The sequence below is a fragment of the Streptomyces tritici genome, from assembly GCF_048500665.1.
Taxonomy (GTDB): Bacteria; Actinomycetota; Actinomycetes; order Streptomycetales; family Streptomycetaceae; genus Streptomyces; species Streptomyces tritici.
In genome coordinates, this window is sequence record NZ_CP183183.1 from 1432488 (window position 1) to 1458036 (window position 25549).

Sequence of the window (25549 nt, forward strand, 5' to 3'; positions counted from 1 at the left end):
CCTCAGGCGTCCGCGCTCTAGGCGTCCGGGCCGGCGATCAGCTTGCCGTCGACGACCTTGACCGGGACGGCGGGGAGCGGGACGGTCGCCGGGCCCTTGAGCGCCTTGCCGGTGGTCACGTCGAAGCGGCTGCCGTGGCAGGGGCAGTTGCCCTCGTTCTGCTCGATCTTGTCCAGGACGCAGCCGGCGTGGGTGCACTGGGCGCTGAACGCCTTGTACTGGCCCTCGGCCGGGCAGTGCACCAGCAGCCGCTGCTCGCGGTAGAGCTTCGCGCCGCCGACCGGGACCGCCGAGGCCGCGCCGAGGGGCACCGGGGCGGTCGGGGTGGGGGTCTGGGCGTGGCCCAGCTTGGACTCCGTGGAGCAGGCGGCGACGCCGAGGCCGGCGGCGCCCGCGAGGGCGGCACCCTTCAGGACGGTGCGGCGGTCGGGGGTCTGGCCGGACATGAGCGCTCCACGGTCGGGATCGGGGCAAGGGGGCACCAGAGGTGACCGATGCGACGATACCGGCCGGTCCGTGGGGCGCCTCGGCCGGGCTGTCGCCGGCCGGCCCGCATCGGCTACGTTCGCGTACGTGATCGTCGTCGCCGGTGAGTCCCTGATCGACCTGGTCCCGGACGGGGCCGCCGCCCCGCTGGGGCCGCTGGTGCCGCGCCGCGGCGGGGGGCCGTACAACACGGCGGTGGCGCTGGGACGGCTCGGCGCGGACGTCGCCTTCTGCTCGCGGGTCTCCACGGACGCCTTCGGCGAGGCGCTGATGGACGGGCTGCGGGCGGCGGGGGTGCGGACCGGGCTGGTGCAGCGCGGGCCCGAGCCGACGACGCTGGCGGTGGCGACGCTGGGCCCCGACGGCTCGGCGGGGTACGGCTTCTACGCGGAGGGCACGGCGGACCGGCTGTTCACGCTGCCGGAGCCGCTGCCCGCGCAGGTGCGGGCGCTGTCGTTCGGGACGCTGTCCCTGGCTCTGGAGCCGGGCGCGAGCGCGTACGAGGCGCTGCTGCGGCGCGAGGCGGGGCGCGGGGCGCTGACGCTGCTCGACCCGAACATCCGGGCCGGCCTGATCCCGGAGCCGGCCGCCTACCGGGCGCGGTTCCGGCGCTGGCTGCCGTACGTGTCGCTGCTGAAGCTCTCGGAGGAGGACGCGCGCTGGCTGGGTGGCGACCCGCGGGAGTGGGCGGACGCCGGTCCGGCGGCGGTGGTGGTGACCCGGGGCGCGACGGGCCTGACGGTGTACGCGCGCGGGCTGACGGTCTCGGTGCCGGCGGTGCCGGTGACGGTCGCGGACACGATCGGCGCGGGCGACACGGTGAACGCCGCCCTGCTGCACCCCCTGGCCGGCCTCAGCCGCCAGGAGCTGGAGGCCCTGGACGAGGAGGCGTGGCGGGCCCTGCTGGGGTACGCGGCGGAGGCGGCCGCGCTGACGTGCACCCGCCCGGGCGCGGAGCCCCCGTACGCGACGGAGCTCCGCTCGGTGCCGCGTCTCTAGAGGCGCGACGGGCGCGCGGGCGGAGGGGCCCATCGCCCCGCCCGCGCGCCCCGCTCCGACGTACGCGCCTCAGGCCTTGCGGGCCCGGGCGGTCGTCTTCTTGGCGGCGGTCTTCGCGGCCGCCGTCTTCTTGACCGGAGCCTTCTTCACCGCCGTGGAGTTGGCGCTCTTCTTGGCCGCCGGAGCCTTCCGCGCCGCCGGGATGGCGGCGTCGCTGACCCGCTCCGGCCCGAGGATCTCCCGGAGGAACTTGCCGGTGTGGCTCGCCGGCACCGCCGCGACCTGCTCCGGGGTGCCCTCCGCGACGACGATGCCGCCGCCGCTGCCGCCCTCGGGGCCCATGTCGACGATCCAGTCGGCGGTCTTGATGACGTCCAGGTTGTGCTCGATGACGATCACCGAGTTCCCCTTGTCCACCAGACCCGACAGGACCTTGATCAGCTTCGAGATGTCCTCGAAGTGCAGCCCCGTGGTCGGCTCGTCCAGCACGTAGACCGTGCGGCCCGTGGAGCGCTTCTGCAGCTCGGAGGCGAGCTTGACGCGCTGCGCCTCGCCGCCGGAGAGCGTGGGCGCGGACTGGCCCAGCCGCACGTACCCGAGGCCGACCTCGGTGAGCGTGCGCAGATGGCGGGCGATGGTCGGGACCGCCTCGAAGAAGTCGAGCGCCTCCTCGATCGGCATGTCCAGCACCTCGGCGATGGACTTGCCCTTGTAGTGGACCTCCAGGGTCTCCCGGTTGTACCGGGCGCCGTGGCAGACCTCGCACGGGACGTAGACGTCCGGCAGGAAGTTCATCTCGATCTTGATGGTGCCGTCGCCGGAGCAGTTCTCGCAGCGGCCGCCCTTGACGTTGAAGGAGAACCGGCCCGGCAGGTAGCCGCGGACCTTGGCCTCCATCGTCTCCGCGAAGAGCTTGCGGACGTGGTCGAAGACGCCGGTGTACGTCGCCGGGTTGGACCGCGGGGTGCGGCCGATGGGCGACTGGTCCACGTGCACGACCTTGTCGACGAGGTCGTCGCCGTCGACCCGGGTGTGCCGGCCGGGCACCGACTTCGCGCCGTTCAGCTCGCGCGCCAGGTGCGTGTACAGGATGTCGTTGACCAGCGTGGACTTGCCGGAGCCGGAGACGCCGGTGACGGCGGTGAGCACGCCCAGCGGGAAGGACACGTCGATGTCCCGCAGGTTGTTCTCCCGGGCGCCGTGCACCGTGAGCTGCCGGGTGGGGTCCACCGGGCGCCGGATCTCCGGCGTCGGGATGGCCTTCCGGCCGGACAGGTACTGCCCGGTCATCGACTCCTTGTTGGCGAGGAGCTCCTTCAGCGGTCCGGAGTGGACCACCTTGCCGCCGTGCTCGCCGGCGCCGGGGCCGATGTCGACGACCCAGTCGGCGACCTTGATGGTGTCCTCGTCGTGCTCGACGACGATGAGCGTGTTGCCCATGTCGCGGAGCCGGACCAGGGTCTCGATGAGCCGGTGGTTGTCCCGCTGGTGCAGGCCGATGGACGGCTCGTCCAGCACGTACAGCACGCCGACCAGGCCGGAGCCGATCTGGGTGGCGAGCCGGATGCGCTGGGCCTCGCCGCCGGAGAGCGTGCCGGCGGCGCGGTTGAGCGAGAGGTAGTCCAGGCCGACGTCGACGAGGAACCGCAGCCGCTCGTTGACCTCCTTCAGGACCCGCTCGGCGATCTTCTTGTCGCGGGCGCTGAGCGTCATCCGGCCGAGGAACTCGGCGCACTCGCTGATCGACATCGCCGAGACCTCGGCGATGGACTTGTCCATGATCGTGACCGCGAGCACGATCGGCTTCAGGCGCGTGCCCTCACAGGTGGGGCAGGGCACCTCGCGCATGTAGCCCTCGAAGCGCTCGCGGCTGGAGTCGCTCTCGGCGTCGCTGTGCCGCCGCTTGACGAAGGACACCGCGCCCTCGAAGGCGGGGGTGACGTAGGCCCGCTCGCGGCCGTACCGGTTGCGGTAACGGACCTCGACCTGGGTCTTGTGCCCGTGCATCAGGGCCTTCTTGGCCCGCTGCGGGAGCGCGGCGTACGGGACGTCGGTGCGGAAGTTCAGCGCCTGGGCGAGGCCGCCGATGAGCCGGCCGAAGTACTCCTTGGTGTGGCCGTGCGACCAGGGGTGGATGGCGCCCTCGTCGAGGGAGCGCTCCTCGTCCGGGACGATCAGCTCGGGGTCGACCTCCATGCGGGTGCCGATGCCGGTGCAGTCCGGGCAGGCGCCGAAGGGCGAGTTGAAGGAGAAGGAGCGCGGCTCCAGCTCTTCGAAGGAGAGGTCGTCGTACGGGCAGTACAGGTGCTCCGAGTACATCCGCTCGCGCTCGGGGTCGTCCTCGGGGAGGTCGACGAAGTCGAGCACGACCATGCCGCCGGACAGGCCGAGGGCGGTCTCCACGGAGTCGGTGAGCCGGCGCTTGGCGGAGTCCTTGACGGTGAGGCGGTCGACGACCACCTCGATGGTGTGCTTCTCCTGCTTCTTCAGCGTCGGGGGCTCGCTGAGCTGGATCGTCGTGCCGTCGACGCGGGCCCGGCTGTAGCCCTTGGTCTGCAGGTCGGCGAAGAGGTCGACGAACTCGCCCTTGCGCTCGCGGACCAGCGGCGAGAGCACCTGGAAGCGGCTGCCCTCGGGCAGCTCGAGGACCTTGTCGACGATGGCCTGCGGCGACTGGCGGGAGATGGGGCGGCGGCACTCGGGACAGTGCGGCTTGCCGATCCGGGCGAAGAGGAGCCGGAGGTAGTCGTAGACCTCCGTGATGGTGCCGACCGTGGAGCGCGGGTTGCGCGAGGTCGACTTCTGGTCGATCGAGACGGCCGGCGACAGGCCCTCGATGAAGTCGACGTCCGGCTTGTCCATCTGGCCGAGGAACTGCCGGGCGTAGGAGGAGAGGGACTCGACGTAACGGCGCTGCCCCTCCGCGAAGATCGTGTCGAACGCGAGCGACGACTTGCCCGACCCCGAGAGCCCGGTGAAGACGATGAGTGAGTCACGGGGGAGGTCGAGCGAGACGTTCTTGAGGTTGTGCTCGCGAGCGCCACGGACGATGAGACGGTCGGCCACGCCGGTCCGCACCTTTCTTGAGAGAGCGGATGTGCCTGAACACCCAACAACCAAGGATGCCGGATGCTTCCGTCGAGCCTATAGCACGCACATTCGATTTCCGGACGCTCGCCGCTCGCTTCACCCGAACGAGTGGACGGCGCTAGGGTCGGCGCCATGATCGACCCTGTGCGCGACCTGGCCTCCGTACGCGAGGCGACCGAGCGGCTCATCGACGCGGCCGCCGCCCTGGACAACGCGGCGCTCGCCGAGCCGTCACGGCTCCCCGGCTGGACCCGCGGCCATGTCCTGGCCCATGTATCCCGCAACGCCGACGCCCTCGTGAACGTGCTGCGCGGCCTGCCCATGTACAAGGACGGCGCGACCCGCGACGCCGACATCGGGCGCGACGCGGGCCGCCCGCTCGACGTCCAGCTCGCCGACCTGCGGGAGAGCGCCGAGCGCTTCCAGGCCGTGAGCGCCGAGCCGGCCGACTGGGAGCGCGTCGTCGAGCTGCGCAACGGCGTCACCGACCGCGCCGCCCGGATCCCCTTCCGCCGCTGGGTCGAGGTGGACCTGCACCACGTCGACCTCGGCATCGGGTACGGGCTGGAGGACCTGCCGGAGGAGTTCGTCCTGCGCGAGATCGAGTTCCTGGCCGACCGCTGGTCCGGCCGCCCCGAGGTGCCGCCGGTCACGCTCCGGGCGTACGAGGGCGGGACGGAGTGGACCACCGGCGGCACCGAGGGCGCACCGGTCGTCCTGGAGGGCTCCTACGCCGATCTGCTCGGCTGGCTGGCGGGCCGCGGCGAGAAGGGCGCCCACCTCGCGGTGATGTCCGGCGACCGGCTCCCGGAGCTGCCCCCGCTATAGGCTGATTCCATGACGTACAGCGGAACGGTCAGGGTCGGCGGACCCGCGGACGTGCACGAGCTGAAGGATCTGATGATCTCGAAGGTCGCGGTCGGTCCGATGGACAACAACGCGTATCTGCTGCGCTGCCGGGCCACCGGGGAGCAGCTGCTCATCGACGCGGCCAGCGATCCGCAGACGCTCCTCACGCTGATCGGGGACGACGGCATCGCGTCCGTCGTCACCACCCACCGGCACGGCGACCACTGGCAGGCCCTGGCCGAGGTGGTCGCCGCCACGGGCGCCCGCACGTACGCGGGCGCGTACGACGCCGAGGGCATCCCGGTCGGCACCGACGAGCTGGTCGAGGACGGCGACGTCATCCGCGTCGGCGAGGTCGAGCTGACCGCCCGGCATCTGGTCGGGCACACGCCCGGCTCGATCGCGCTGATCTACGACGATCCGCACGGACACCCGCACGTCTTCACCGGCGACTGCCTCTTCCCGGGCGGGGTCGGCAACACCTGGAAGGACCCGGAGGCGTTCGCGAGCCTCATCCACGACGTGGAGACCAAGCTCTTCGACGTGCTGCCGGACGAGACCTGGGTGTACCCCGGCCACGGCAGGGACACCACGCTGGGCGACGAGCGGCCGAAGCTGCCGGAGTGGCGCGAGCGCGGCTGGTAGGACCGGCCCGCCGATGGGCGGCCGCAAGGGGCGCGCGGCCCGGTGCCGCGCGCTTCCTCACTCCCCCGTAACCGGGGAGCGCCCCGGGTAGTTGGCGCGGCATGCACTCCACTCCCCACGCCTCGGCCCCCGCCGAGGCGAAGCCCTCCATGGGGCGGCTCGCCGCCGCCTCGCTCGCCGGCACGGCCGTCGAGTTCTACGACTTCTTCGTCTACGGCACCGCGGCGGCGCTGGTGCTCGGCCCCCTGTTCTTCCCCACGTTCTCGCCGCTGGCCGGCACCCTGGCCGCCTTCGGCACCTTCGCGGTCGGCTTCCTGTCCCGGCCGATCGGTTCCGCCCTGTTCGGGCACGTCGGCGACCGGTACGGGCGGCGGCCGGTCATGTTCGCCTCGCTGCTGCTGACCGGCTGCGCCACCGTCGCGGTCGGCTGCGTCCCCTCGTACGCCTCGATCGGCATCGCCGCCCCGGCGCTGCTGCTCGTGCTGCGTTTCCTGCAGGGGCTGGGGCTCGGCGGCGAGTGGGGCGGGGCGGTGCTGCTGACGGCCGAGCACGCCCCGGCGCGGCGGCGCGGGCTGTGGACGAGCTTCCCGCAGATCGGCCCGTCGGTCGGCTTCCTCCTGGCGAACGGGGTGATGCTGGCCCTGTCGGCGGCGCTGAGCGACGAGCAGTTCCGCTCGTGGGGGTGGCGGGTGCCGTTCTGGGCGGCCGGGCTGCTGGCGGCGGGCGGCCTGCTGCTGCGGTCCTCGCTGGCGGAGACCCCGCAGTTCAAGGAGCTGGCCGAGACGGGCGAGCGGGCGAGCGCGCCGCTGGCGGAGGTGGCGCGCGGGCACTGGCGGCTGGTGCTGCTGACGGCCGGGGCGCTGGCGGTCGGGTACGCGGTGTTCTACGCGGTCTCGACCTGGGCACTGGCGTACGGCACGGAGCGGCTCGGCGTGAGCCGCACGGTGATGCTGGGCTGCATCATGGCGGCGGTGGCGGTGAAGGGTGCCGTGACGCCGCTGGCGGCGCTGCTGGGCGACCGGTACGGGCGGCGGCCGCTCTGCCTGACGGGCTGCGCGGCGACGGCGGTGTGGATGTTCCCGATGGTGGCGCTGCTGCACACGGCGCAGCCGCTGCTGATGTTCCTGGGCTTCCTGGGCGCGCTGCTCGCGTTCATCACGATGTTCGCGGTGGTCGCCGCGTACCTGCCGGAGCTGTACGAGCCGCGGGTGCGCTGCACGGGCGCGGCGGTCGGCTACAACCTGGCGGGCGTCCTCGGCGGCGCCCTCACCCCGATCGTGGCCACGGCCGTCTCGGGCCCGGGCTCGGGCCCCCCGTGGGGCGTGGCGGCCTACCTCACGGCGGTCGCCCTCCTGAGCCTGAGCTGCTTCACCCTCCTTCCGGAAACCCTGCCGGCCGCCGACGAGACGCCGGAGCCCGCCCCGGCCTGAACGGCCGGGACGGGCTCCTGGGTCTCCTGTCGCTCCGGGGAGGACGGGGTCAGGCGTCGATGCTGTCCTTCTCGGGCTTGCCGGAGGCGGCGGCCGCGGTCTCCTTCTCGGACTGCTTCTTCGAGGCGATCAGGCTGGTGATCGTGGTGATGATCAGGACGCCGCAGATGAAGGTGAGCGAGAACGGGATGGTGATCTCCGGGACGTGCACCCCGGACTCGTGCAGGGCGTGCAGCACCAGCTTGACGCCGATGAAGCCGAGGATCACCGACAGGCCGTAGCTGAGGTGGACCAGCTTCTTCAGCAGGCCGCCGATCAGGAAGTACAGCTGGCGCAGGCCCATGAGGGCGAACGCGTTGGCGGTGAAGACGATGTACGGGTCCTGGGTCAGGCCGAAGATCGCCGGGATCGAGTCGAGCGCGAAGAGGATGTCGGTGGTGCCGATGGCGAGCATGACGACCATCAGCGGGGTCAGCACGCGCTTGCCGTTGACCCGGAGGAACAGCTTGGTGCCGTGGTACCGGTCGGCGACGCCGAACTTCTTCTCGATCGACTTGAGCAGGCGGTTCTCCTCGAACTCGTCCTCGTCCTCGTCCTTGCGGGCCTCCTGGATCAGCTTCCAGGCGGTGTAGATGAGGAAGGCGCCGAAGAGGTAGAAGACCCAGGAGAAGCTGGCGATGATCGCCGCGCCGGCGGCGATGAAGATCGCGCGCAGCACCAGGGCGATGAGGACGCCGACCAGCAGCACGCGCTGCTGGAGGTGGGACGGCACCGCGAACTTCGCCATGATCAGGACGAAGACGAAGAGGTTGTCGACGCTCAGCGACTTCTCGGTGATGAAGCCGGCGAAGAACTCCCCGGACGCCTGGCTGGTGCCGAAGACCAGCAGGCCGAGGCCGAACAGTGCGGCGAGGACGATCCAGACGACCGTCCAGATGCCGGCTTCCTTGACCGACACGTCGTGGGGCTTGCGCCCGATGAAGAAGTCGATCGCGATCAGGGCGGAGAGACCGAGAATGGTCACCACCCACAGGGTCACGGATACGTCCACTGTGCCTCCGGCTTCGTACGGCTCGTTCAGCGTCGTCGCTGCCGGAGGTCTCTTCCACCCGGGTCACCGGGCCGGCGCCCCGGGACCGATTCGGGTCATCGGTCCGTATTGACGGGCACGCCGCACATGGGGAGTACTCCCCTCCGCTCCCCGAAGGTTACCCGAAAGACCAAGGGAAGGTAAAGGGGAGGGTAAAGAGCCGCCAAGTGCCGAGGTCAGAGCCGGTCAGCGCCCCCAGGCACGGCGGGCCTCGGCGACCTGGCCGAGCACCTGCCACAGGATCCGGCTGCCCTCGGGGACGAGCGGCGGCTCGTAGGTCCAGGCGTGCCCGACCCACGGGTCGGCGAGGTGGTCGTCGGGGACCGGGGAGAGCCGCAGCAGCTTGCGCCACATCGGGTCGAGCAGCGGACCGTAGCCGTCGGCGTCGTCGCGGTCGGCCACCACCATGAGGTGCACGCCCACGGACGGGCCCTCGTCGGCGAGGTAGCGCAGCTGGGTGACCGCACGGTCGTCGAAGCCGTGCGGGAAGTCGTGGACGATCAGCAGCTGCTCTCCGGGGACCAGGCCGGGCGGCAGCGCGTCGGCCGCACCGGCCCGGACGGCCATCTGCAGCAGGTCCACGCGCTCGGTGAGCTGGGCGAGCAGGGCGGAGACGGCGGCCGGGCCGGCCGCGGGCGGGGCGGCCAGCACGCCCGTCTCCACGAGCGGGGCGAGCGCGGCGGCTCCGGAGCCCGCCGCGTCGATGACGTGCACGGTGAACTCGCCGGCCGGGTAAACGGCGAGCAGCCGGGCGGCGAGCGCCACGGCGGTGTCGAGGGCGCGGCGGCGCAGCACGGCCTCGTCGAGCAGGTTGGCCGCCTCGGAGCGGCCGCGGCCCGCGTCCACCCACAGTCCCCGCTCCAGCGGCAGCCGGACGAGCATGGGGATGCGCAGGTCGGTCCGCTCCGGGAGGTGGAGGTCGCCCAGGCGCAGGGCCATGGGGATCTCCATGGGGACGCGGTAGGCGTGCCAGACGGGGTTGTCCCAGCCGGCGAAGGCGGCCGGCAGGGCGGGCTCCACGACCTCGGACTCGGCGGCCAGCTGCGCGAGGTCGCGGTCGAGGACCTCGCGGGCCCGGTCGGTCAGTTCGTCGTGCTTGGCGCGGGCCGCGGCGCGGGCGGCGTCGCCCTGGCCGCCGATGCGGCTGCGCGGGTCGGACAGGACGCGGTCGAGCTCCTGGTCCATCCGGGACTGGGCGAAGTCGCAGGCGCTGCGGTAGGCGGCGGTGGTGCGGGCCAGGTCCTCGAACATGCCCCAGACCTGGTTGTAGAGCCGCTCCTCCATGGACCAGCCGCTGGCGTCGCCGGCGACCGGCGCGCGCGGGCCCTGCGGGGGCGCGGCGGGCTGCGGTTCGGGGGCGGCGGCCCGGCGGCGCGGGTGGGAGTAGTCGATGGGGCCGCCGGAGGGGGGCGGGCCGCTCGGGGCCGGGGCGGGGCCCTGGCCGGCGCCCGGGCCGGGCGGGTCGGCGGGCGCGGTAGCCGGCGGCGGCGTGGGCAGGCCGGCGGCCGTCTGGTCGGTGGCGGCGGCGGGCGCCGAGTGGCGGACGCGCTCGGCGTCGGGGACGCGCGGCGGCGGGGCGGACACCGAGCGGGCCAGGCCGCGGGCGACCGCGTCGAGGATCGTGCCGGCCAGTTCGGTGGAGCCCGGCATGCCCTGGTCGGCGAGCATGGCGGCGAGCCCGCCCTCGTATCCCTGGCCGATGGCGCGGACCTTCCAGGCGCCCTGGCGGCGGTAGAGCTCCAGGGCGAAGACCGCGGACTCGGCGTCCAGGCCGGTGATGGTGTAGCTGGCGATCTCGGTGCCGTCGAGGCCGGTGACGGCGACGAAGGGGGCGGCGAGCGCGCCGAAGCGGCTCGGGCCGCCGACGCCGACGGGCAGCGCGAGCAGCACCGAGACGCGGTGCACGGACGCGGGGACGGCCTCCAGGTCGACGGCGAGGCGGTGGTCGGCGGCGGCCTGCTGGGAGACCTCCACGCCGGGCAGCGTCGGCGAGCCGGGGTGGGCGATCCATTCGACGCCGGCGACCTTGCCGCCCTCGTCGCCGAGGGTGGCGCCGGCGACCACGGGATGACCGGCCGACACGCGGATCTCCAGTCGGGTGTCGGGCAGGGGGTGGTTCTGCCCCCGGACCAGCTCGGCCGTCATCGGCGTGTGTCCCCTCGAAAGCTGTGGTTCGGATTCCGGGTGGTGCTGCGGTGCGGTGCGCACGCGGGTGCGCGCGAGCGCCTGCGTGGTGCGCGCGAGGCGCGCGGGTCATGCGGGACAGCTCCCGGGGGCGGTGCCTCCGGGAGCTGTGTCGTGCGTACGGGCGGTCCGGCTACAGGTGCGGCAGGATCGACGGCATCAGGTCCTGGAACGTACGGCCGTTGGCCGGGTTGCCCAGGGCCGTCATCTTCCAGCCGCTGCCCACGCGGTGGACCTTGGCCATGATCTGGGCGGTGTACTGGCCGCCGCCGTCCAGGGTGTACCGGGCGAGCTCCTGGCCGTTCGACTCGTCGACGATGCGGCAGAAGGCGTTCTGCACCTCCTGGAACGTCTGGCCGGTGAAGGAGTTCACCGTGAAGACGATCTGGTCGATGTGGACCGGCACCCGCTCCAGGTCGACGAGGATCGCCTCGTCGTCGCCGCCCTGGCCGGCGCCGCCGACCAGGTTGTCGCCGGTGTGCCGGACGGAGCCGTCGTCGCTGACCAGGTGACGGAAGAAGACCACGTCCACCGGCTGCTTGTCGGCGAACAGGACCGCCGAGGCGTCCAGGTCGATCTCCCGGGTGCGCGAGCCGAACAGCCCGCGGCGCGGTGCGGCCTGCCAGCCGAGGCCCATCCGCACCGAGCTGAGGTTGCCCCCGTCCCTCTTCTCCAGGCTGATGGCCTGCCCCTTGGTCATGTTGACCGTCACGCGCTGTCCCCTCTCGTTGCGTCCGCCGTACGTGCGCCGCCCCCGCGGCCGCCTTCCGCATGCGGTTGTCAGCACCCTACGCAGGGCCACTGACACCGCAGCAGTTCCGGCCCGTTTTTGTGTCGGTCTTGCAACACAGCGCACGGGCCGGAGGGGTGGAGCGGTCAGGCGATTCCCGCCTCCTTCATCTGGCGCAACTCCTTCTTCAACTCCCCCACCTCGTCGCGGATCCGGGCGGCGACCTCGAACTGCAGCTCCGCGGCGGCGGCTCGCATCCGCTCGGTCATCTCCTCGATGAGCGCGGCCAGTTCGGCGGCCGGACGCTCGCCGAGGTCCAGTGCGCCGCCCTTGGCGGCCCCCTTGCCCTTCGGCGGGGTGTGCGCGGCCAGGGACGGCACGGGGGCCTTGGCGCCCTTGCCGTCCTTGTTCTGGCGGTAGCCGGTGCCGAGCAGCTGCTCGGTGTCGACCTCCTCGCGGGCGATGGTGGCCACGATGTCGTTGATCTTCTTGCGCAGCGGCTGCGGGTCGATGCCGTGCTCTTCGTTGTACGCGATCTGCTTGGCGCGGCGGCGGTTGGTCTCGTCGATGGCCTTCTCCATCGCCGGCGTGATCGTGTCCGCGTACATGTGGACCTGGCCGGAGACGTTGCGCGCCGCGCGGCCGATGGTCTGGATCAGCGAGGTGCCGGAGCGCAGGAAGCCCTGCTTGTCGGCGTCGAGGATGGCGACCAGGGAGACCTCGGGCAGGTCGAGGCCCTCGCGGAGCAGGTTGATGCCGACCAGCACGTCGTACTCGCCGGACCGCAGTTCGCGCAGCAGCTCGATCCGGCGCAGCGTGTCGACGTCGCTGTGCAAGTAGCGGACCTGGATGCCCAGTTCCAGGAAGTAGTCGGTGAGGTCCTCGGCCATCTTCTTGGTGAGGGTGGTGACCAGCACCCGCTCGTCCCGCTCGGTGCGCAGCCGGATCTCGTGCACCAGGTCGTCGATCTGGCCCTCGGTGGGCTTGACGACGACCTCGGGGTCGACGAGGCCGGTGGGGCGGATGATCTGCTCGACGAAGCCGTCGGAGCGGGACAGCTCGTACGTGCCGGGGGTGGCCGACAGGTAGACGGTCTGGCCGATCCGCTCCTGGAACTCCTCCCACTTCAGCGGGCGGTTGTCGAGGGCGGAGGGCAGCCGGAAGCCGTGGTCGACGAGGGTCCGCTTCCGGGAGGCGTCGCCCTCGTGCATGGCGCCGATCTGCGGCACGGTGACGTGGGACTCGTCGATGACGAGCAGGAAGTCCTCGGGGAAGTAGTCGAGGAGGGTGTTGGGCGGGGAGCCGGGCTCGCGGCCGTCGAAGTGCAGCGAGTAGTTCTCGATGCCGGAGCAGGAGCCGATCTGGCGCATCATCTCGATGTCGTAGGTGGTGCGCATGCGCAGCCGCTGCGACTCCAGGAGCTTGCCCTGCTTGTCGAGCTCGGCGAGCCGCTGCTCCAGCTCGCGCTCGATGTCGTTGATCGCCCGCTCCATGCGCTCCGGTCCGGCCACGTAGTGGCTGGCGGGGAACACGTACAGCTCGCGGTCCTCGCTGATGACCTCGCCGGTGAGCGGGTGGAGCGTGGACAGGGCCTCGATCTCGTCGCCGAACATCTCGATCCGGACGGCGAGCTCCTCGTAGACCGGGAAGATCTCGATGGTGTCGCCGCGGACCCGGAACGTGCCGCGGGTGAACGCGTGGTCGTTGCGGGTGTACTGGATGTCGACGAAGCGGCGCAGCAGCTGGTCCCGGTCGAGCTCCTCGCCGACCTTGAGGCGGACCATCCGGTCCACGTACTCCTGCGGGGTGCCGAGGCCGTAGATGCAGGACACGGAGGCGACCACGACCACGTCGCGCCGGGTGAGCAGCGAGTTCGTCGCGGAGTGACGCAGCCGCTCGACCTCCTCGTTGATCGAGGAGTCCTTCTCGATGTACGTGTCCGACTGCGGGACGTACGCCTCGGGCTGGTAGTAGTCGTAGTACGAGACGAAGTACTCCACCGCGTTGTTCGGCAGGAGCTCGCGGAACTCGTTCGCCAGCTGGGCGGCCAGCGTCTTGTTCGGCGCCATGACGAGTGTCGGGCGCTGGAGGCGCTCGATCATCCAGGCCGTGGTCGCCGACTTGCCGGTGCCGGTGGCGCCGAGCAGCACGACGTCCTTCTCGCCGGCGCGGATGCGCCGCTCGAGGTCGTCGATGGCCGCCGGCTGGTCGCCGCTGGGCTTGTAGGGGCTGACGACCTCGAAGGGCGCCACCGTGCGTTCGATCTGGGAAACGGGCCGCATGCAACCACCGTACGACCCCCCACTGACAGTCGGGGGGTCACCAGTCCTGGGGGCGGTGTCCGTCGCGGCGCGCGGCGCGGGCGGCGGAGCGGCGGGAGGTGCGGGCGGCGGGCTCGCCGTAGGCGGAGGCGGGGATCCGGGGCCGGGGTGTGGCGGGGCGGCCGGAGGGCTTCTGCCAGTCCGGTTCGCCCATGACGAGCAGCGGGTCGAACATCACCACGACGGCGGCGAGGACAAGGAAGACCGCCGGGCCGACCAGCATGGGCAGCAGCAGCGAGGCCGCGGTGTCCCCGGTGCCGGGCAGCGGCGTTCCGTGCAGGTGGACCCGGACGGCGGCCATGGCGGTGTAGTGCATGCCGCTGACGGCGAGGCCCATGACCAGGCTGGCGCCGAGACTGGCCAGGAAGCCGTGCACGGAGACCGCGGCCCACAGGGCGGTGGTGGCGGCGACGACGGCGATCACGACGGACAGGGCGACGGTGAGCGTGTCGTACTCGACCCGCCCCTGGAACCGCATTCCGGCCATGCCCAGGTAGTGCATGGTCGCGATGCCGAGGCCGGTGATGGTGCCGCCGGTGACGAGGGCGAGGGCGGTGGCTCCCCGGTAGCCGACGATGAAGATGCCGATGCCGACCACGACGATGGCGACGGCGAGGCTGGCGAAGGTGAGGGGGCGGTCGTAGCTGAGCGGGACCTGCCGCACCGAGAAGCCCAGCATCGCGATGAAGTGCATGGTCCAGATGCCGGTCCCTATGGACGTGGCGCCGAGGGCCAGCCAGCCGGCCTTGAAGCCGCCGCCGCCGCGCAGCGACCTGGTGGTGCAGCGCAGCCCCAGGGCTCCGCCGAGGCACGCCATGAGAAAGGCGGCCACGGGCGTGACGAGGCCGTAGCTGAATCCGTCGACCGTGCCCTGCATGACGGTGTGTCCTTCCACCCCTGAAACGGCCCCGCGGCCGAAAACCGCCGGACCGGCCGTATCCCCCTGCCCGGCGAGATTATGGCGCTCGGGGCGGCCGACGGACACGCGCGGGGGTGATTCACCCGCCCGGCGACCCGCTCGCCGCCGGTGTGGAGGCCGTCGCCGGGGACGTCCGGGGCGAGGGCCGGGGACCGCTGTCAGTGGCCGGTCGTACGGTGGTCGGCATGGACAGCGAAGGACGGTCGCCGCACGTGGAGTGGGCCGTAGTGCCCAGTGACATCGGTCCGCTGCTGCTGGCCGCGACCGGGCAGGGGCTGGTGAGCGTGGTCTTCCACGCCGGTCCCGCGGTGCGGGAGCGGGAGCCGGCCCGGCTGGCGGCGCGGCTCGGCGCCGAGCCCGTCGAGTCGGCCACGGGCCGGCTGGCCGAGCCGATACGCCGGCTCGACGCGTACTTCGCGGGCCGGCTGAAGACCTTCGACCTGCCGCTGGACTGGTCGCTGACGGCCGGATTCAACCGGCAGGTGCTGCGCGAGCTGGCCTCGGGGGTGCCGTACGGGACGGTCGTGGGGTACGGGGAGCTGGCGGAGCGGGTCGGGCAGCCGGGCGCCGCGCAGGCGGTGGGCGCGGCCATGGGGAGCAATCCGCTGCCGGTGGTGGTGCCGTGCCACCGCGTGGTGGAGAGCGACGGGGGCCTCGGCGGCTTCGGCGGCGGCCTGGAGACCAAGCGGCAACTGCTGGCGCTGGAGGGCGTCCTGCCGCAGCCGCTCTTCTGACCCCAGGGTCCGCCGACATACCCCTACGGGGTAGGGGCCCCGCCGTTCCCTCCGGGCCGCCCGCCTGGCACACTGCGTCAGTGACTCACACCTCTGATGCCCCTGACGCGGCGGCCGCGCCCGCCGGCATACCCGGGGGCGGCACGCCCCCGCCCGTCACGCCCGAGCAGCTTCCGGCGCTGCGCCGGCGGGTGCACGCCGTCCTGGTCGCCAGCCAGATCCTCGGCGGGCTCGGGATCGCCATCGGCGTCGCGCTCGCCGCGGTGCTGGCCAAGTCGGTCAGCGGCACGGAGGCGCTGGCCGGCCTGGCGTCCACGTCCATGGTCGCCGGACCGGCGCTGCTCGCCATGCCGCTGGCCTCGCTGATGAACGCGCGGGGCCGCCGGGCCGGCCTGACGCTCGCCTACCTGGTGGGCGCGGCGGGCGCCGGTGTGGTCGTCCTGGGCGCGGTCGTGGACAGCTTCCCGCTGCTGCTCGCCGGCATGGTGGCCTTCGGCGGGGCGTCGTCGGCGAACCTCCAGGCGCGGTTCGCGGCGGCCGACCTGGCGGAGCCGGAGCGGCGGGCCCGGGCGATCTCCACGGTGGTGTGGGCGACGACGATCGGCGCGGTGCTGGGGCCGAACATCGCGGCCCCCGCGGGCCGGAGCGTCGCCGGCCTCGGCATCCCGGCGGAGGCCGGGCCGTTCCTGTGGGCGGCGGTCGTGTTCCTGCTGTCCGCCGTGATGGTCCTGGTGCTGCTGCGCCCCGACCCGCTGCTCACGGCCCGCGCGCTCGCCGTGGCGGCGGAGGGCGGCGAGGAGGACGACCGGTCCCTGAAGGCCGGCATACGGGCGGTACGGGAGTCGTCCCGGGCCCGCCTCGCCCTGGTCACCGTGGCCGCCTCGCACGCCACGATGGTGTCGATCATGTCGATGACCCCGGTGGCGCTGGGCCACCACGGCGCCGGCATCGAACTGATCGGCCTGGTCATCAGCGGTCACATCGCCGGCATGTACGCGTTCTCGCCGCTGATGGGCTGGCTGGCGGACCGGGTGGGCCGGCTGTCGGTGATCGGCCTCGCGGCCGGGCTGCTGGCCGGGGCGGCGCTGCTCGCCGGCACGGCGGGCCCGAGCCACGCCCAGACCGCGGCGGGCCTGTTCGTGCTGGGGCTCGGCTGGTCGGCCGGTCTCGTCTCGGGCTCGGCCCTGCTGACCGACTCGGTGCCGCAGGCCGCGCGGGCCGCGGTCCAGGGCCTGTCCGACACGGTCATGAACACCGCGGCCGGCCTGGGCGGTCTGATGGCGGGTCTGATCGTGGCCAAGGCCGGCTACGGCTGGCTGAACGCCGTCGGGGCCCTGCTGCTGCTCCCGATGGCGGCCCTGGTGGTGCGCGGGGCGTTGCGGGGGGCCGCGCCGGAGAAGTCCTGACCGCCCGTCACCGCGGCTGCGCGGGGGAGGACGCGCCCCGGGCGAGGACGCGCGGGGCGCCGGACCCGTCCGCCGGGCTGGTCCACACCTCGCCCGCGTGTCCGTAGGCGAGGGTGCGGTCGTCGAGCCACAGAGCCTGGTCGTCGACGCTGCGGCGGTCGGCGAGCGGGTGCTCGCGGCCGGTGCCCAGATCCAGGACGTGCAGCCGCCAGGGGGCCTTCGGGTCGTCGGACACCTTCTTCTTGAAGGCGAGCCGCCGGCCGTCGGGCGACAGGGAGGGGCACTCGACGTTCTTCCGCAGCGCCCGCGCGGACCAGGCCCGCAGCCGGCCCTCGACGAGGTGGGTACGGCCCTTGGTGGAGACGGTCGCGTAGAAACGGTCGTCGTCGGCCGCGAAGGTGACGCCCCAGTAGTTCACGTCGGGCGCGTGGTACCGGCGGCCGTCGAGCGTCAGCGGGATCTGCTCCATGTTCTTGACCAGGTAGCCGGTGCGCAGGTCGAGGATCGAGGTGCGCGTGGAGAAGGCGGAGCCCGCGTACGAGTCGCCGGTCGCGAACATGGTCCAGGACAGGACCCGTCCGGACGCGGAGACGCGGGCGCGGCTGGGGATGCCGGGCAGGGCGATGCGCCGGACCTCGCGCAGTTCGCGGTCCAGGACGAGCGCGTACGCACGGGCCGGGACGCCCGGCCGCCGCCGCAGGCACAGGGCGGTGCCCCCGGCGGCGTGGAAGCGGTCGCAGACGGGCCCGCCTGCCGTCCTGGTCCGGCCCTGGACGAGGGCCACGCGCCCGGTCGCCGTGTCCCGGACGAACAGCCGCCGCCCCGGCCCGTCGAGCGTGAGCGCCGCCCGCGCGCCGCCCGCTCCCCCGTCGCCGTCGGCCCGCTGGGCGGCGTGCAGCGTGTACCCGGCGGCACCGCCGAGGAGCAGCAGAACGGCGAGGACCAGGGCCCAGGGGCGGGCGCGGACGGGACGGCCGGTCATGAGGAGAACCCTTCGGACGGGACGGCGGGGGGCGGGGCCGGGGAGGCCGGCGAGGCCGGCGAGGCGGAGTCCTGGGACGGCGTGTCCGGAGGCGCGGTGTCCGTGCGCGGCAGCAGCCGGGACGCGCAGAGCGCGGCGGCCGCCAGGGCGGCGAGCGCGAGGGCGAGGGCGGGGCCGGGGCCCCACAGCGTCCAGGCCGCGCCGAAGCCCGTCGCCGCGACGAGCCGGGCGAGGGCCTGGACCGTCTGGACGACGGCGAGGCCGCCCGCCCGCCGCTCCCGGTGCAGCAGCGGACCGGCCAGGGCCATCAGGACCCCGTCCGTGGCGGCGTAGAAGACCCCGAGCAGGGCGAGGACCAGGGCGACGACGAGCACCGGCGCCGCGCCCGTACCGCCCTCCGGGGCGAGGAGCAGCAGTCCGTACCCGGCGAGCAGGGCCAGGTGTCCGTACAGGAACGGCCGGCGCCGGCCGAACCGGTCCGCGAGCCTCCCGGCGGGCACCGCGAGCAGCAGATACACCGCGGCCGCGCCGAGCGGCAGCAGCGGGAACCACGTCACGGCGAGGTCGTACCGCCGCTGCAGCAGCAGGTACAGGAACGCGTCGCCGACGGTCGCCGCGCCCAGCAGCGCGGTCGCGGCCAGCAGCCGCCGGAAGGCGCGCGAGGCCGCCGGGCCCGTCGCGAAGGGCCCGCGGCCGGCGGCGCGCGAGCCCTCGATGCGCGGGCGACCATTGCCGCGCGGGCGGGGCGGCCGCGGGGCGTCCGCGGGCACGGCCGCCACCAGCAGCAGCACGCCCACCAGCCCCACCGCGAAGCTGACGACGAAGACGGCGTCGTACGCGTCCGCGGTGGCCCACAGCAGCGCGAACGCGACCAGCGGGCCGAGCAGCGCGCCGGTCGTGTCCATGGCGCGGTGGACGCCGAAGGCGCGCCCCAGCCCGTCGGGCGGGCTGTTCAGGCTGATGAGGGCGTCCCTCGGCGCGGTGCGGATGCCCTTGCCGAGCCGGTCGGCCGCCAGCGCGGCCGCGATCCCGGCCGCCGCCCCGCCGGCGAGCAGCAGGCCGAGCCGGGAGCAGGCGGAGAGCGCGTAGCCGAACCCGGCGACGGTCTTCGCCCGGCCGGCGCGGTCGGCGAACTGTCCGCCGGCGATCCGCACCAGCGCGGTGGCTCCGTGGAACAGCCCGTCGAGGAAGCCGAACTGGAGGGGCGAGAGGCCGAGGCCGACGACGAGGTAGAGCGGCAGCACGGCCGTGACCATCTCGGAGGAGACGTCGGTGACCAGGCTGACCGCACCCAGTGCGAGGACGGTCCGGGAGACGCGCCGCCGGGCCCCGGACGGGGCGGGCGGCGCGTCCCGGCGACCGGTGGTCGCGAGGTACATCAGTGGCAGGTGTAGGTCGGGCCGGAGTCCTTGACCGACCCGTCCGTGCCGACGTACTGCCAGGTGTACGTCGTGTCGGTCAGGTCCAGCTTGAGCACGCCGTACGGTCCGCTGATGCGCTTCTGGCTGTTCGGCTGGACGGTCTCGATCGGGTAGGGCTCGGCCCCGCCCATGCCGCCGACGATCTCGACGATGCCGTCGGAGGTGGCCTTTCCGTACGGGTCCTGGCGGGCGAAGCGCTCGTAGTGGTGGTCGTGCCCGTTGAGGACGAGGTCGGCCTTGGCGGCGTAGAGGATCTTCCAGACGGGCCGGGACACGGGGTCGTTGCCGTGTCCGCCGGAGGAGTACAGCGGGTGGTGGAAGTAGGCGACGACGCAGCGCTTGGTGTTGCGGGCGAGGTCGTCCTTCAGCCACTGGAGCTGCACGGGGTCGTCGAAGGAGTTGGAGTCGAGGGCGACGAAGTGCCAGTTCCCCTCGTCGTAGCTGTAGTACGGCTTGCCCTGGGGGTAGGCGATCGCGCCGAAGTACGCCTTGTAGCCGGCGAGCGGTCCGGCCGGGTCGTAGGTCTCGTGGTTGCCGGGCACGGGCCGGGTCGCGGACTTGAAGGCGCCCCAGGTCTTGTCGTAGTAGGCGCGGAAGTCGGAGAGCAGGGCGTCGTCGTACTGGTTGTCGCCCATGGTCAGGTAGAAGCGCGGGGCGATCCGCTGGGCGAGGGCGGCGGTCTTCGGGTGGGCGCAGGAGCTGCTGGACGCGGTGCACTGGGCGGCGATGTCGCCGGCGGCGACGACGGTGAACGCTCCGGAGGGCGGCGGGCCGGAGTCGGGGACGCCGTACACCTCGACCTCCCACAGCGAGTAGCCGTACGGCGTGCCCCGCGCGGTGCCGTACACGCGCAGGTGGCGGCCCTTGCCGCTGAGTCCGGTCCAGTCGTCGACGCCGCCGTCGCCGGCGGTCTCGGAGGCGAGCCGGGTCCAGGTGACGCCGTCGGCGGAGATCTCGACGCGGTAGGCGGTGGCGTACGCGGCCTCCCAGGAGAGCCGGACGCGGCTGACGGTGGCGCTCGTGCCGAGGTCGACGCGGAGCCATTGCGGGTCGGAACCCTCGGCGCTGGCCCAGCGGGTGGCGGGGTCGCCGTCGAAGGCCTTCTCGGGGCCGAGGGTCGCGTCCTCGACGCTGGACGAGGTCGCGGGCCTGCCGCGGGACAGGAGCGGGTCGGCGGCGTCGGCGCGGTCGGGGAAACCGAGCAGGAGGCCGGAGACGAGGGCGAGGACGGCGGCGAGCAGCGCCGTCGGGGCGTGGCGGCGGGGTGGGGCGAAGGCGGTCAGGCGCATACCTGGACTCCCTGGCCTGGAGGGCGGTGAGAGCTGGACACCGGTGCGGGCGCCGCCGCCCGCCCGCCACGGGCCGTGGGCGGGCAGGGCGGTGCGCGGCGGCCGGGTCAGAGCTCTCGCTGAGCGCGTCACGCCCGTGCCCCGAGGGAGGGAACGGGCGCCGCGCCGAGCCACCGCCGCGGATGCTATACGACAGGAAACTTTCCTACCAGACCTCCGGACGGCCTTGGCGCGGGGAGCGATTGACGGGACGTCAGAGGTTGATGTGGTACGCCTTGCGCAGGGTCTCGTGGACCGTCCAAGTGGTGCGCTCCCCCTTGCGCATGACGGCCGCCGTGCCGGGGCCGAGCTCCAGCGTGCCGCCGCTCTCCGTCTCGACGGTGGCGCGTCCGCTCACCACGACGAACAGTTCGTCGGCCTCGGTGTCGGTGACCACGCCCGGGGTGATCTGCCACAGGCCGCGGATCTGCGCACCGTCCGGGGACTCCCAGAGCACCTTGCCGGTCACCACGGGGTCGCCGGCGACGATCTGGGCCGGATCCAGGGGCTCCGGCTCCAGTTCGGCGTCCGGGATGTGCACGGCGAAGGACAGCTGATCGTGTGTCGTCATGGCGGGTGACTGTAGCGGGGCCCACCGGCCCGCCGACCGCCCGGTAGGCGCCCGCGACCACGCCCGCGACCTGCGGGTTCACGGGCGGCCGGGGCCGCGACGGATTCCGTGTCGGGCCGCCGCGGGACCCGGGGCAGGTCATCCCGGGGGCCGCCTCGCACCGCCCTTCGGAGGCGGCGCGCGGACTGCGGATTCCGGAGGCGCTCTTTCGGGCCCGCAAGGCCGAAAACAGCCGCTGCCGGAGAGGGTGACGTGGCGCGAACACGCAGGTCCTGACGGGCGCCTTTGGTGCGCCCAATGTTGGTCGGAGCGGGCTCGCCGCGACCCTGCCGTTCATGGCGTGCACCCGTCAAACTCGCGGTCGGAGCACCTCTCGACTCCCCCACACCTGCTGGAGCCCGCGATGACCTCCCCCCTCACCCGTACGACCGCCCGCACCGCCGCCGCGCTCCTCGCGGCGACCGCCCTCGCCACCGCGACCCCCGCCACGGCCGCCGAGCCCGCGCCCGGCGCGGCGTACAAGGCCGCGCACGACAGCCTCCCCGCACAGCGCCTCACCGCCGGGCAGCGCGCGCTGTCGGCGCAGAAGCAGGCCGCGGCGGTGAGATCGTACGACCGGCTGCGTTCCGCCCCGGTCCGGGCCCTCGCCGGGTACAAGCTCTCCGGCGGCATCCACCAGTCGCAGAAGACCTCCTACTGGTGCGGCCCCGCGACCCTCGTCATCACCCAGTCCGCCCGCGACGAGGTCGCCGGCCGCTCCCAGCAGGACGCCGCGACCCTCCTCAAGACGACGACCAACGGCACCGCCTGGTACGGCATCAACATCAACGTCCCCAGCCCGACCGGCTATCCCATGGCCGACGCGCTCAACCACCGGCTCCCCGGCGCCGGTTACGTGCCGCGGGCGCTGCCGTACACCCCGACGGCCACCGACAAGGCCAACTTCAAGGCGCACATCACTCACAACACGGACAACGACTACGCCATCGCCGGCAACGCCTGGGAGGTCCCGGGCGGGCCGCACCTGGTCGGCCACCCCAACATCGAAATCTTCCACTGGGTCTCGATCGACGGCTACAACACCGACACCGCCGCCGGACAGGTCAACTACCTCGACCCGGTGGGCGGGGTGAGCACCAGCGTCATCTCCTGGGCGGCCGGCGTGCCCAAGTCGGCGCACATCTCCTCCGACACCATCACCACGATCATGGGCGGCCGTGGCTACGTCTGGTAGCCGCCGGCGCCTCTGGGCGGCCGCGCTGCTGCTGGCGGCCGCCCAGACCGCCGGATGCACCGCGGCGGAGCCGGGGCCACGGCCCCGCCCCGCGCCCGCGCCGAGCCCGCCCGCGACGCAGCGGACCCTCGCCGACGCCTGCGAGGTCCCGCTGCCGGCAGCCTGGCGGGCGGCGCTGGAGGCGGGCGTCCTGCGCCCGCCCGGCGGCGCGCGGGCGGTGCTCGTGGACGCCGGACCGGGCTGGACGGCCGTCCAGACGACGCGGGACGGCAGGCGGCAGGCCGCGCTGGTCCTCGGCGGCGGACCGCCGCGCACCCTGCTCACGCTCGCCGACCCCGTCGAACACCAGCTGCTGGCCGCCGGCTTCGACGGGCGGCACGCCGTCTTCGCGGTCCTGGAGGGCCGGACCCTCGACAGCCCGTGGAGCCTGTACGCGTGGGACTCCCGCACCGGCGAGGCGCGCCGGCTCGCCCGCGCCGACCGGCCGGGCCCGCTGCCGCGGCCGGTGCTGGCCGACGGCACGGTCCACTGGGCGCAGGGCGTCGGCGGCGGGCGGGCGACCGTGTACGCGGCGCCGGCCGCCGGCGGGCCGCCGCGCGCGGTGCACACGGGCGTGCTGGACGCCCCGTTCGCCGCCGGGCGGCTGCTGGTCTGGCGCGAGGCGGCCGGCCCGGGCACCCGGCTGGCCGCGGTGGACCGGGCGTCGCTGCGGCCGGCCGCGCTGCCCGCGCCGATCGCCGCGCTGCGCGACGTCCGTGCCGTCGCCTCCGACGGCACGACCTGGGCCTGGGTGGCCGGCGAGGAGCGGCAGCGGCTGATGGTGTGGCGGACCGGCGACGCCCGTCCCGTGGCGGCGGTGACCGGGTCGCCCGGCGCGGACGGCGTCGACCAGGTGCGGGTCAACGGCCGGCTCGTCACCTGGCGCACCCCGGAGACCTCGTACGCCCTGGACCCGGCGGCCGGTTCGTACGCGCGGATCACCCCGCCGTACGGGTACGCGCAGGGCGGCGGCGGGACGCTGGCGGTGGCGTACAGCGAGGGGAACGCCAAGACGGCGGGCGCGCGACCGGTGATCCAGGTGGTGCGCGCGGACGGACTGCCGGCGCTGCCGGCATGCCGCTGAGGCCGGCGGACGGGGTTTACGGCGGCGAGTGCGGCAAAGGCTGAGGCGGCGGGTAGGGCTGAGGTTGAGGCGGCGGGCACGACTGAGGCTTGAGGCGACTGCACGGCAGAGGTTGAGGCGGCGGGTGCGGCGGAGGTTTGCGCGGGGGCCGGCCGCGCCAGGGATGGGACATGCCTGAGACCACAGTCGTACTGTCCGAAGAAGTGCGGGAGGCCCTGGCCGCGCGGCGGCCGGTCGTCGCCCTGGAGTCGACGATCATCGCCCACGGTCTGCCCCGTCCGCGCAACCTCGCCGTGGCGGAGCAGTTGGAGGCACTGGTGCGGGAGGGCGGCGCGGTCCCCGCGACGATCGCGGTCCTCGACGGCACCGCCTTCGTCGGCCTGGGCAAGGAACAACTGGAGCGGGTCGCGTCGGAGCCGGGCGTACGGAAGCTGGGGCACCGCGATCTCGCGCCGGCGCTGGCCACCGGCGCGAGCGGGGCGACCACGGTGTCCGCGACGGCGTTCCTGGCCGCGCGGGCCGGCATCCGGGTCTTCGCGACCGGCGGCCTCGGCGGGGTGCACCGCGGCTGGACGGAGACCCAGGACGAGTCGGCCGACCTGCGGCTGCTCGCGCGCACGCCGGTCGCCGTGGTGTGCGCGGGCGTGAAGTCGATCCTGGACGTGCCGGCGACGCTGCAGCGCCTGGAGACGCTGGGCGTGGGCGTCGTGGGCTACCGGACGGACCGGTTCCCCGGCTTCTACCTGACGTCGTCCGGCGCACGCGTCGACTGGACCCTGGACTCGCCCGAGGAGGTCGCCGCGGTGCTGCGCGCCCAGGACGCGCTCGGCGGTCCCGACGCGGCGCTGATCGTCGCCAACCCGGTGCCGGACGCGGAGCAGTTGGACCCCGGGGTGCACGACCGGGTCCTGGGCGCGGCGCTGGACGCCTGCGCGGAGCGCGGGATCACGGGGCAGGCGGTGACGCCGTTCCTGCTGGAGTACCTGATGACGCACACCGGCGGGGCCTCGCTGGAGGCGAACCTCGCGGCGGTGCGCGGGAACGTGTGGCTGGCGGCGCGGATCGCGGCGGCGTACGCGTGACGGCCGGGGCGCTGCTCGTCGTCGGGGACGTGGTCACCGACGTGGTGGCCCGGCATCGGGAGCCGCTCGCCCCGGCGACCGACACGGCGGCGCAGATCCGTACGCTGCCGGGCGGCGCGGGCGCCAATGCGGCCTGCTGGGCGGCCCGTACGGGCTGCCCGGACGTGCGGCTGCTCGGGCGGGTGGGCGCCGGGGACGCGCCCTGGCACGACCTCGCGCTGCGCCGGGCGGGGGTGCGCCCGCTGCTGGTGGCCGACGCCGAGGCGCCGACGGCCACGGTGATAGCGCTGGTCGACGCGGCGGCCGAGCGCACCTTCCTCACCGACAGCGGGGCGGCGCTCCGGCTCGCGCGTGGCGACTGGTCGCCAGATCTGCTGGAGGGGGTGGGCCACCTGCACCTGTCGGGGTACCTCTTCTTCGCGGACACCAGCCGGGACGCGGTGACGGCCGCGCTCGCCGACGCGCGGGCGGCGGGCGTCCCGGTGAGCGTGGACCCGGCGTCGGCGGGGTTCCTGAAGGAGACGGGGGTGGCGCGCTTCCTCGCCGCGGCGCGCGGCGCGGACGTGCTGCTGCCGAACGCCGACGAGGCGTGCCTGCTGACGGGCCTGGACGGCCCGGAGGCCGCCGCGCGGGCCCTGAGCCGCCGCTTCCCGGTGGTGGCGACGACCCTGGGCGCGGCGGGCGCGCTGATCGCCGAGGCCGGGGAGGTGACGGCCCGCGTCGGGGCGCCGCGGGTCCGGCCGCTCGACACGACCGGCGCGGGCGACGCCTTCACGGGCGCCTTCCTGGCGGCCCGGCTGGCCGGCGCGTCCCCGGCCGAGGCGGCCGGGGCGGGCTGCCGGGCGGGAGCGGAGGCGGTACGGAGGATCGGGGGCAGACCGTGAGGATGGGCGGACCGTAAGGACGCGCCCACCGGCGTGGGGAA

21 protein-coding genes are annotated in these 25549 nt (G+C 73.9%); 10 read left to right on the plus strand and 11 right to left on the minus strand.

All coding sequences use genetic code 11. From position 1 onward, the window contains the following. Positions 1-17: 17 nt before the first annotated feature. A complete protein-coding gene (locus ACNJ93_RS06675) occupies positions 18-446 on the minus strand; it encodes a Rieske (2Fe-2S) protein (RefSeq protein ID WP_418956400.1) in 429 nt (142 codons plus the stop codon). 127 nt (positions 447-573) lie between these two features. Here ACNJ93_RS06675 and ACNJ93_RS06680 point away from each other — a divergent pair, with 127 nt between their 5' ends. After that, positions 574-1485 carry a carbohydrate kinase family protein gene (locus tag ACNJ93_RS06680; RefSeq protein ID WP_418956401.1) on the plus strand — a complete coding sequence of 304 codons (912 nt, stop codon included), beginning with the start codon at positions 574-576 and terminating at the stop codon, positions 1483-1485. A 69-nt stretch (positions 1486-1554) separates the two neighbouring features. Here the strand turns inward: ACNJ93_RS06680 and uvrA are convergent, their stop codons facing one another. After that, positions 1555-4551 carry an excinuclease ABC subunit UvrA gene (gene uvrA, locus ACNJ93_RS06685; RefSeq protein WP_418956402.1) on the minus strand — a complete coding sequence of 999 codons (2997 nt, stop codon included), beginning with the start codon at positions 4549-4551 and terminating at the stop codon, positions 1555-1557. 156 nt (positions 4552-4707) lie between these two features. On the opposite strand from uvrA, the gene ACNJ93_RS06690 reads away from it, so the two are divergent. From ACNJ93_RS06690 to ACNJ93_RS06700, 3 genes are all read left to right on the plus strand, one after another. Continuing rightward, positions 4708-5403, plus strand: coding sequence for a maleylpyruvate isomerase family mycothiol-dependent enzyme (locus ACNJ93_RS06690; RefSeq protein WP_418956403.1), 696 nt, complete (start codon positions 4708-4710; stop codon positions 5401-5403). A 9-nt stretch (positions 5404-5412) separates the two neighbouring features. After that, positions 5413-6069, plus strand: a complete 657-nt coding sequence (locus ACNJ93_RS06695; RefSeq protein ID WP_418956404.1) for an MBL fold metallo-hydrolase — start codon at positions 5413-5415, stop codon at positions 6067-6069. A 149-nt stretch (positions 6070-6218) separates the two neighbouring features. Further along, positions 6219-7499, plus strand: a complete 1281-nt coding sequence (locus ACNJ93_RS06700; RefSeq protein WP_418961334.1) for an MFS transporter — start codon at positions 6219-6221, stop codon at positions 7497-7499. Positions 7500-7548: 49 nt separating this feature from the next. Here the strand turns inward: ACNJ93_RS06700 and ACNJ93_RS06705 are convergent, their stop codons facing one another. The 5 genes from ACNJ93_RS06705 to ACNJ93_RS06725 form a co-directional block, all read right to left on the minus strand. Continuing rightward, complete coding sequence (locus tag ACNJ93_RS06705; protein ID WP_418956405.1) at positions 7549-8550, minus strand: TerC/Alx family metal homeostasis membrane protein; 1002 nt, start codon at positions 8548-8550, stop codon at positions 7549-7551. A 225-nt stretch (positions 8551-8775) separates the two neighbouring features. Beyond that, complete coding sequence (locus ACNJ93_RS06710; protein ID WP_418956406.1) at positions 8776-10734, minus strand: TerD family protein; 1959 nt, start codon at positions 10732-10734, stop codon at positions 8776-8778. Positions 10735-10906: 172 nt separating this feature from the next. After that, positions 10907-11485, minus strand: coding sequence for a TerD family protein (locus ACNJ93_RS06715; RefSeq protein WP_418956407.1), 579 nt, complete (start codon positions 11483-11485; stop codon positions 10907-10909). A 164-nt stretch (positions 11486-11649) separates the two neighbouring features. Continuing rightward, positions 11650-13785 carry an excinuclease ABC subunit UvrB gene (gene uvrB, locus ACNJ93_RS06720; protein WP_418956408.1) on the minus strand — a complete coding sequence of 712 codons (2136 nt, stop codon included), beginning with the start codon at positions 13783-13785 and terminating at the stop codon, positions 11650-11652. A gap of 37 nt (positions 13786-13822) precedes the next feature. Beyond that, positions 13823-14701 (minus strand): MHYT domain-containing protein, encoded by an 879-nt coding sequence (locus ACNJ93_RS06725; RefSeq protein ID WP_418956409.1) that lies wholly within the window; start codon positions 14699-14701, stop codon positions 13823-13825. Between the two features lie 227 nt (positions 14702-14928). On the opposite strand from ACNJ93_RS06725, the gene ACNJ93_RS06730 reads away from it, so the two are divergent. After that, entirely contained in the window at positions 14929-15477 is a 549-nt protein-coding gene (locus ACNJ93_RS06730) for a methylated-DNA--[protein]-cysteine S-methyltransferase (RefSeq protein WP_418956410.1), read from the plus strand. Positions 15478-15557: 80 nt separating this feature from the next. After that, the gene (locus ACNJ93_RS06735) at positions 15558-16883 is read left to right on the plus strand and encodes an MFS transporter (protein WP_418956411.1); all 1326 of its coding nucleotides are present in this window, start codon (positions 15558-15560) and stop codon (positions 16881-16883) included. A gap of 7 nt (positions 16884-16890) precedes the next feature. Here ACNJ93_RS06735 and ACNJ93_RS06740 read toward each other — a convergent pair whose 3' ends face one another. From ACNJ93_RS06740 to ACNJ93_RS06755, 4 genes are all read right to left on the minus strand, one after another. Then, positions 16891-17865: a hypothetical protein gene (locus ACNJ93_RS06740; RefSeq protein WP_418956412.1), complete on the minus strand. Its 975-nt coding sequence runs from the start codon at positions 17863-17865 to the stop codon at positions 16891-16893. Then, positions 17862-19244: an MFS transporter gene (locus ACNJ93_RS06745; protein ID WP_418956413.1), complete on the minus strand. Its 1383-nt coding sequence runs from the start codon at positions 19242-19244 to the stop codon at positions 17862-17864. The genes ACNJ93_RS06740 and ACNJ93_RS06745 overlap by 4 nt, the downstream gene beginning before the upstream one ends. After that, the gene (locus ACNJ93_RS06750) at positions 19244-20575 is read right to left on the minus strand and encodes a discoidin domain-containing protein (protein WP_418956414.1); all 1332 of its coding nucleotides are present in this window, start codon (positions 20573-20575) and stop codon (positions 19244-19246) included. The genes ACNJ93_RS06745 and ACNJ93_RS06750 overlap by 1 nt, the downstream gene beginning before the upstream one ends. 253 nt (positions 20576-20828) lie before the next feature. Beyond that, positions 20829-21185, minus strand: a complete 357-nt coding sequence (locus ACNJ93_RS06755; protein ID WP_418956415.1) for a cupin domain-containing protein — start codon at positions 21183-21185, stop codon at positions 20829-20831. A gap of 403 nt (positions 21186-21588) precedes the next feature. Between ACNJ93_RS06755 and ACNJ93_RS06760 the strand changes: the two genes are divergently transcribed. The 4 genes from ACNJ93_RS06760 (at position 21589) to ACNJ93_RS06775 (ending at position 25508) form a co-directional block, all read left to right on the plus strand. Next, entirely contained in the window at positions 21589-22419 is an 831-nt protein-coding gene (locus ACNJ93_RS06760) for a hypothetical protein (protein ID WP_418956416.1), read from the plus strand. Further along, a complete protein-coding gene (locus ACNJ93_RS06765; RefSeq protein WP_418956417.1) occupies positions 22403-23542 on the plus strand; it encodes a hypothetical protein in 1140 nt (379 codons plus the stop codon). The genes ACNJ93_RS06760 and ACNJ93_RS06765 overlap by 17 nt, the downstream gene beginning before the upstream one ends. A 170-nt stretch (positions 23543-23712) precedes the next feature. Further along, the gene (locus tag ACNJ93_RS06770; RefSeq protein WP_418956418.1) at positions 23713-24624 is read left to right on the plus strand and encodes a pseudouridine-5'-phosphate glycosidase; all 912 of its coding nucleotides are present in this window, start codon (positions 23713-23715) and stop codon (positions 24622-24624) included. After that, positions 24621-25508, plus strand: a complete 888-nt coding sequence (locus ACNJ93_RS06775) for a carbohydrate kinase family protein (RefSeq protein WP_418956419.1) — start codon at positions 24621-24623, stop codon at positions 25506-25508. Before ACNJ93_RS06770 ends, ACNJ93_RS06775 begins: the two co-directional genes overlap by 4 nt. The last annotated feature ends 41 nt before the right edge of the window (positions 25509-25549 follow it).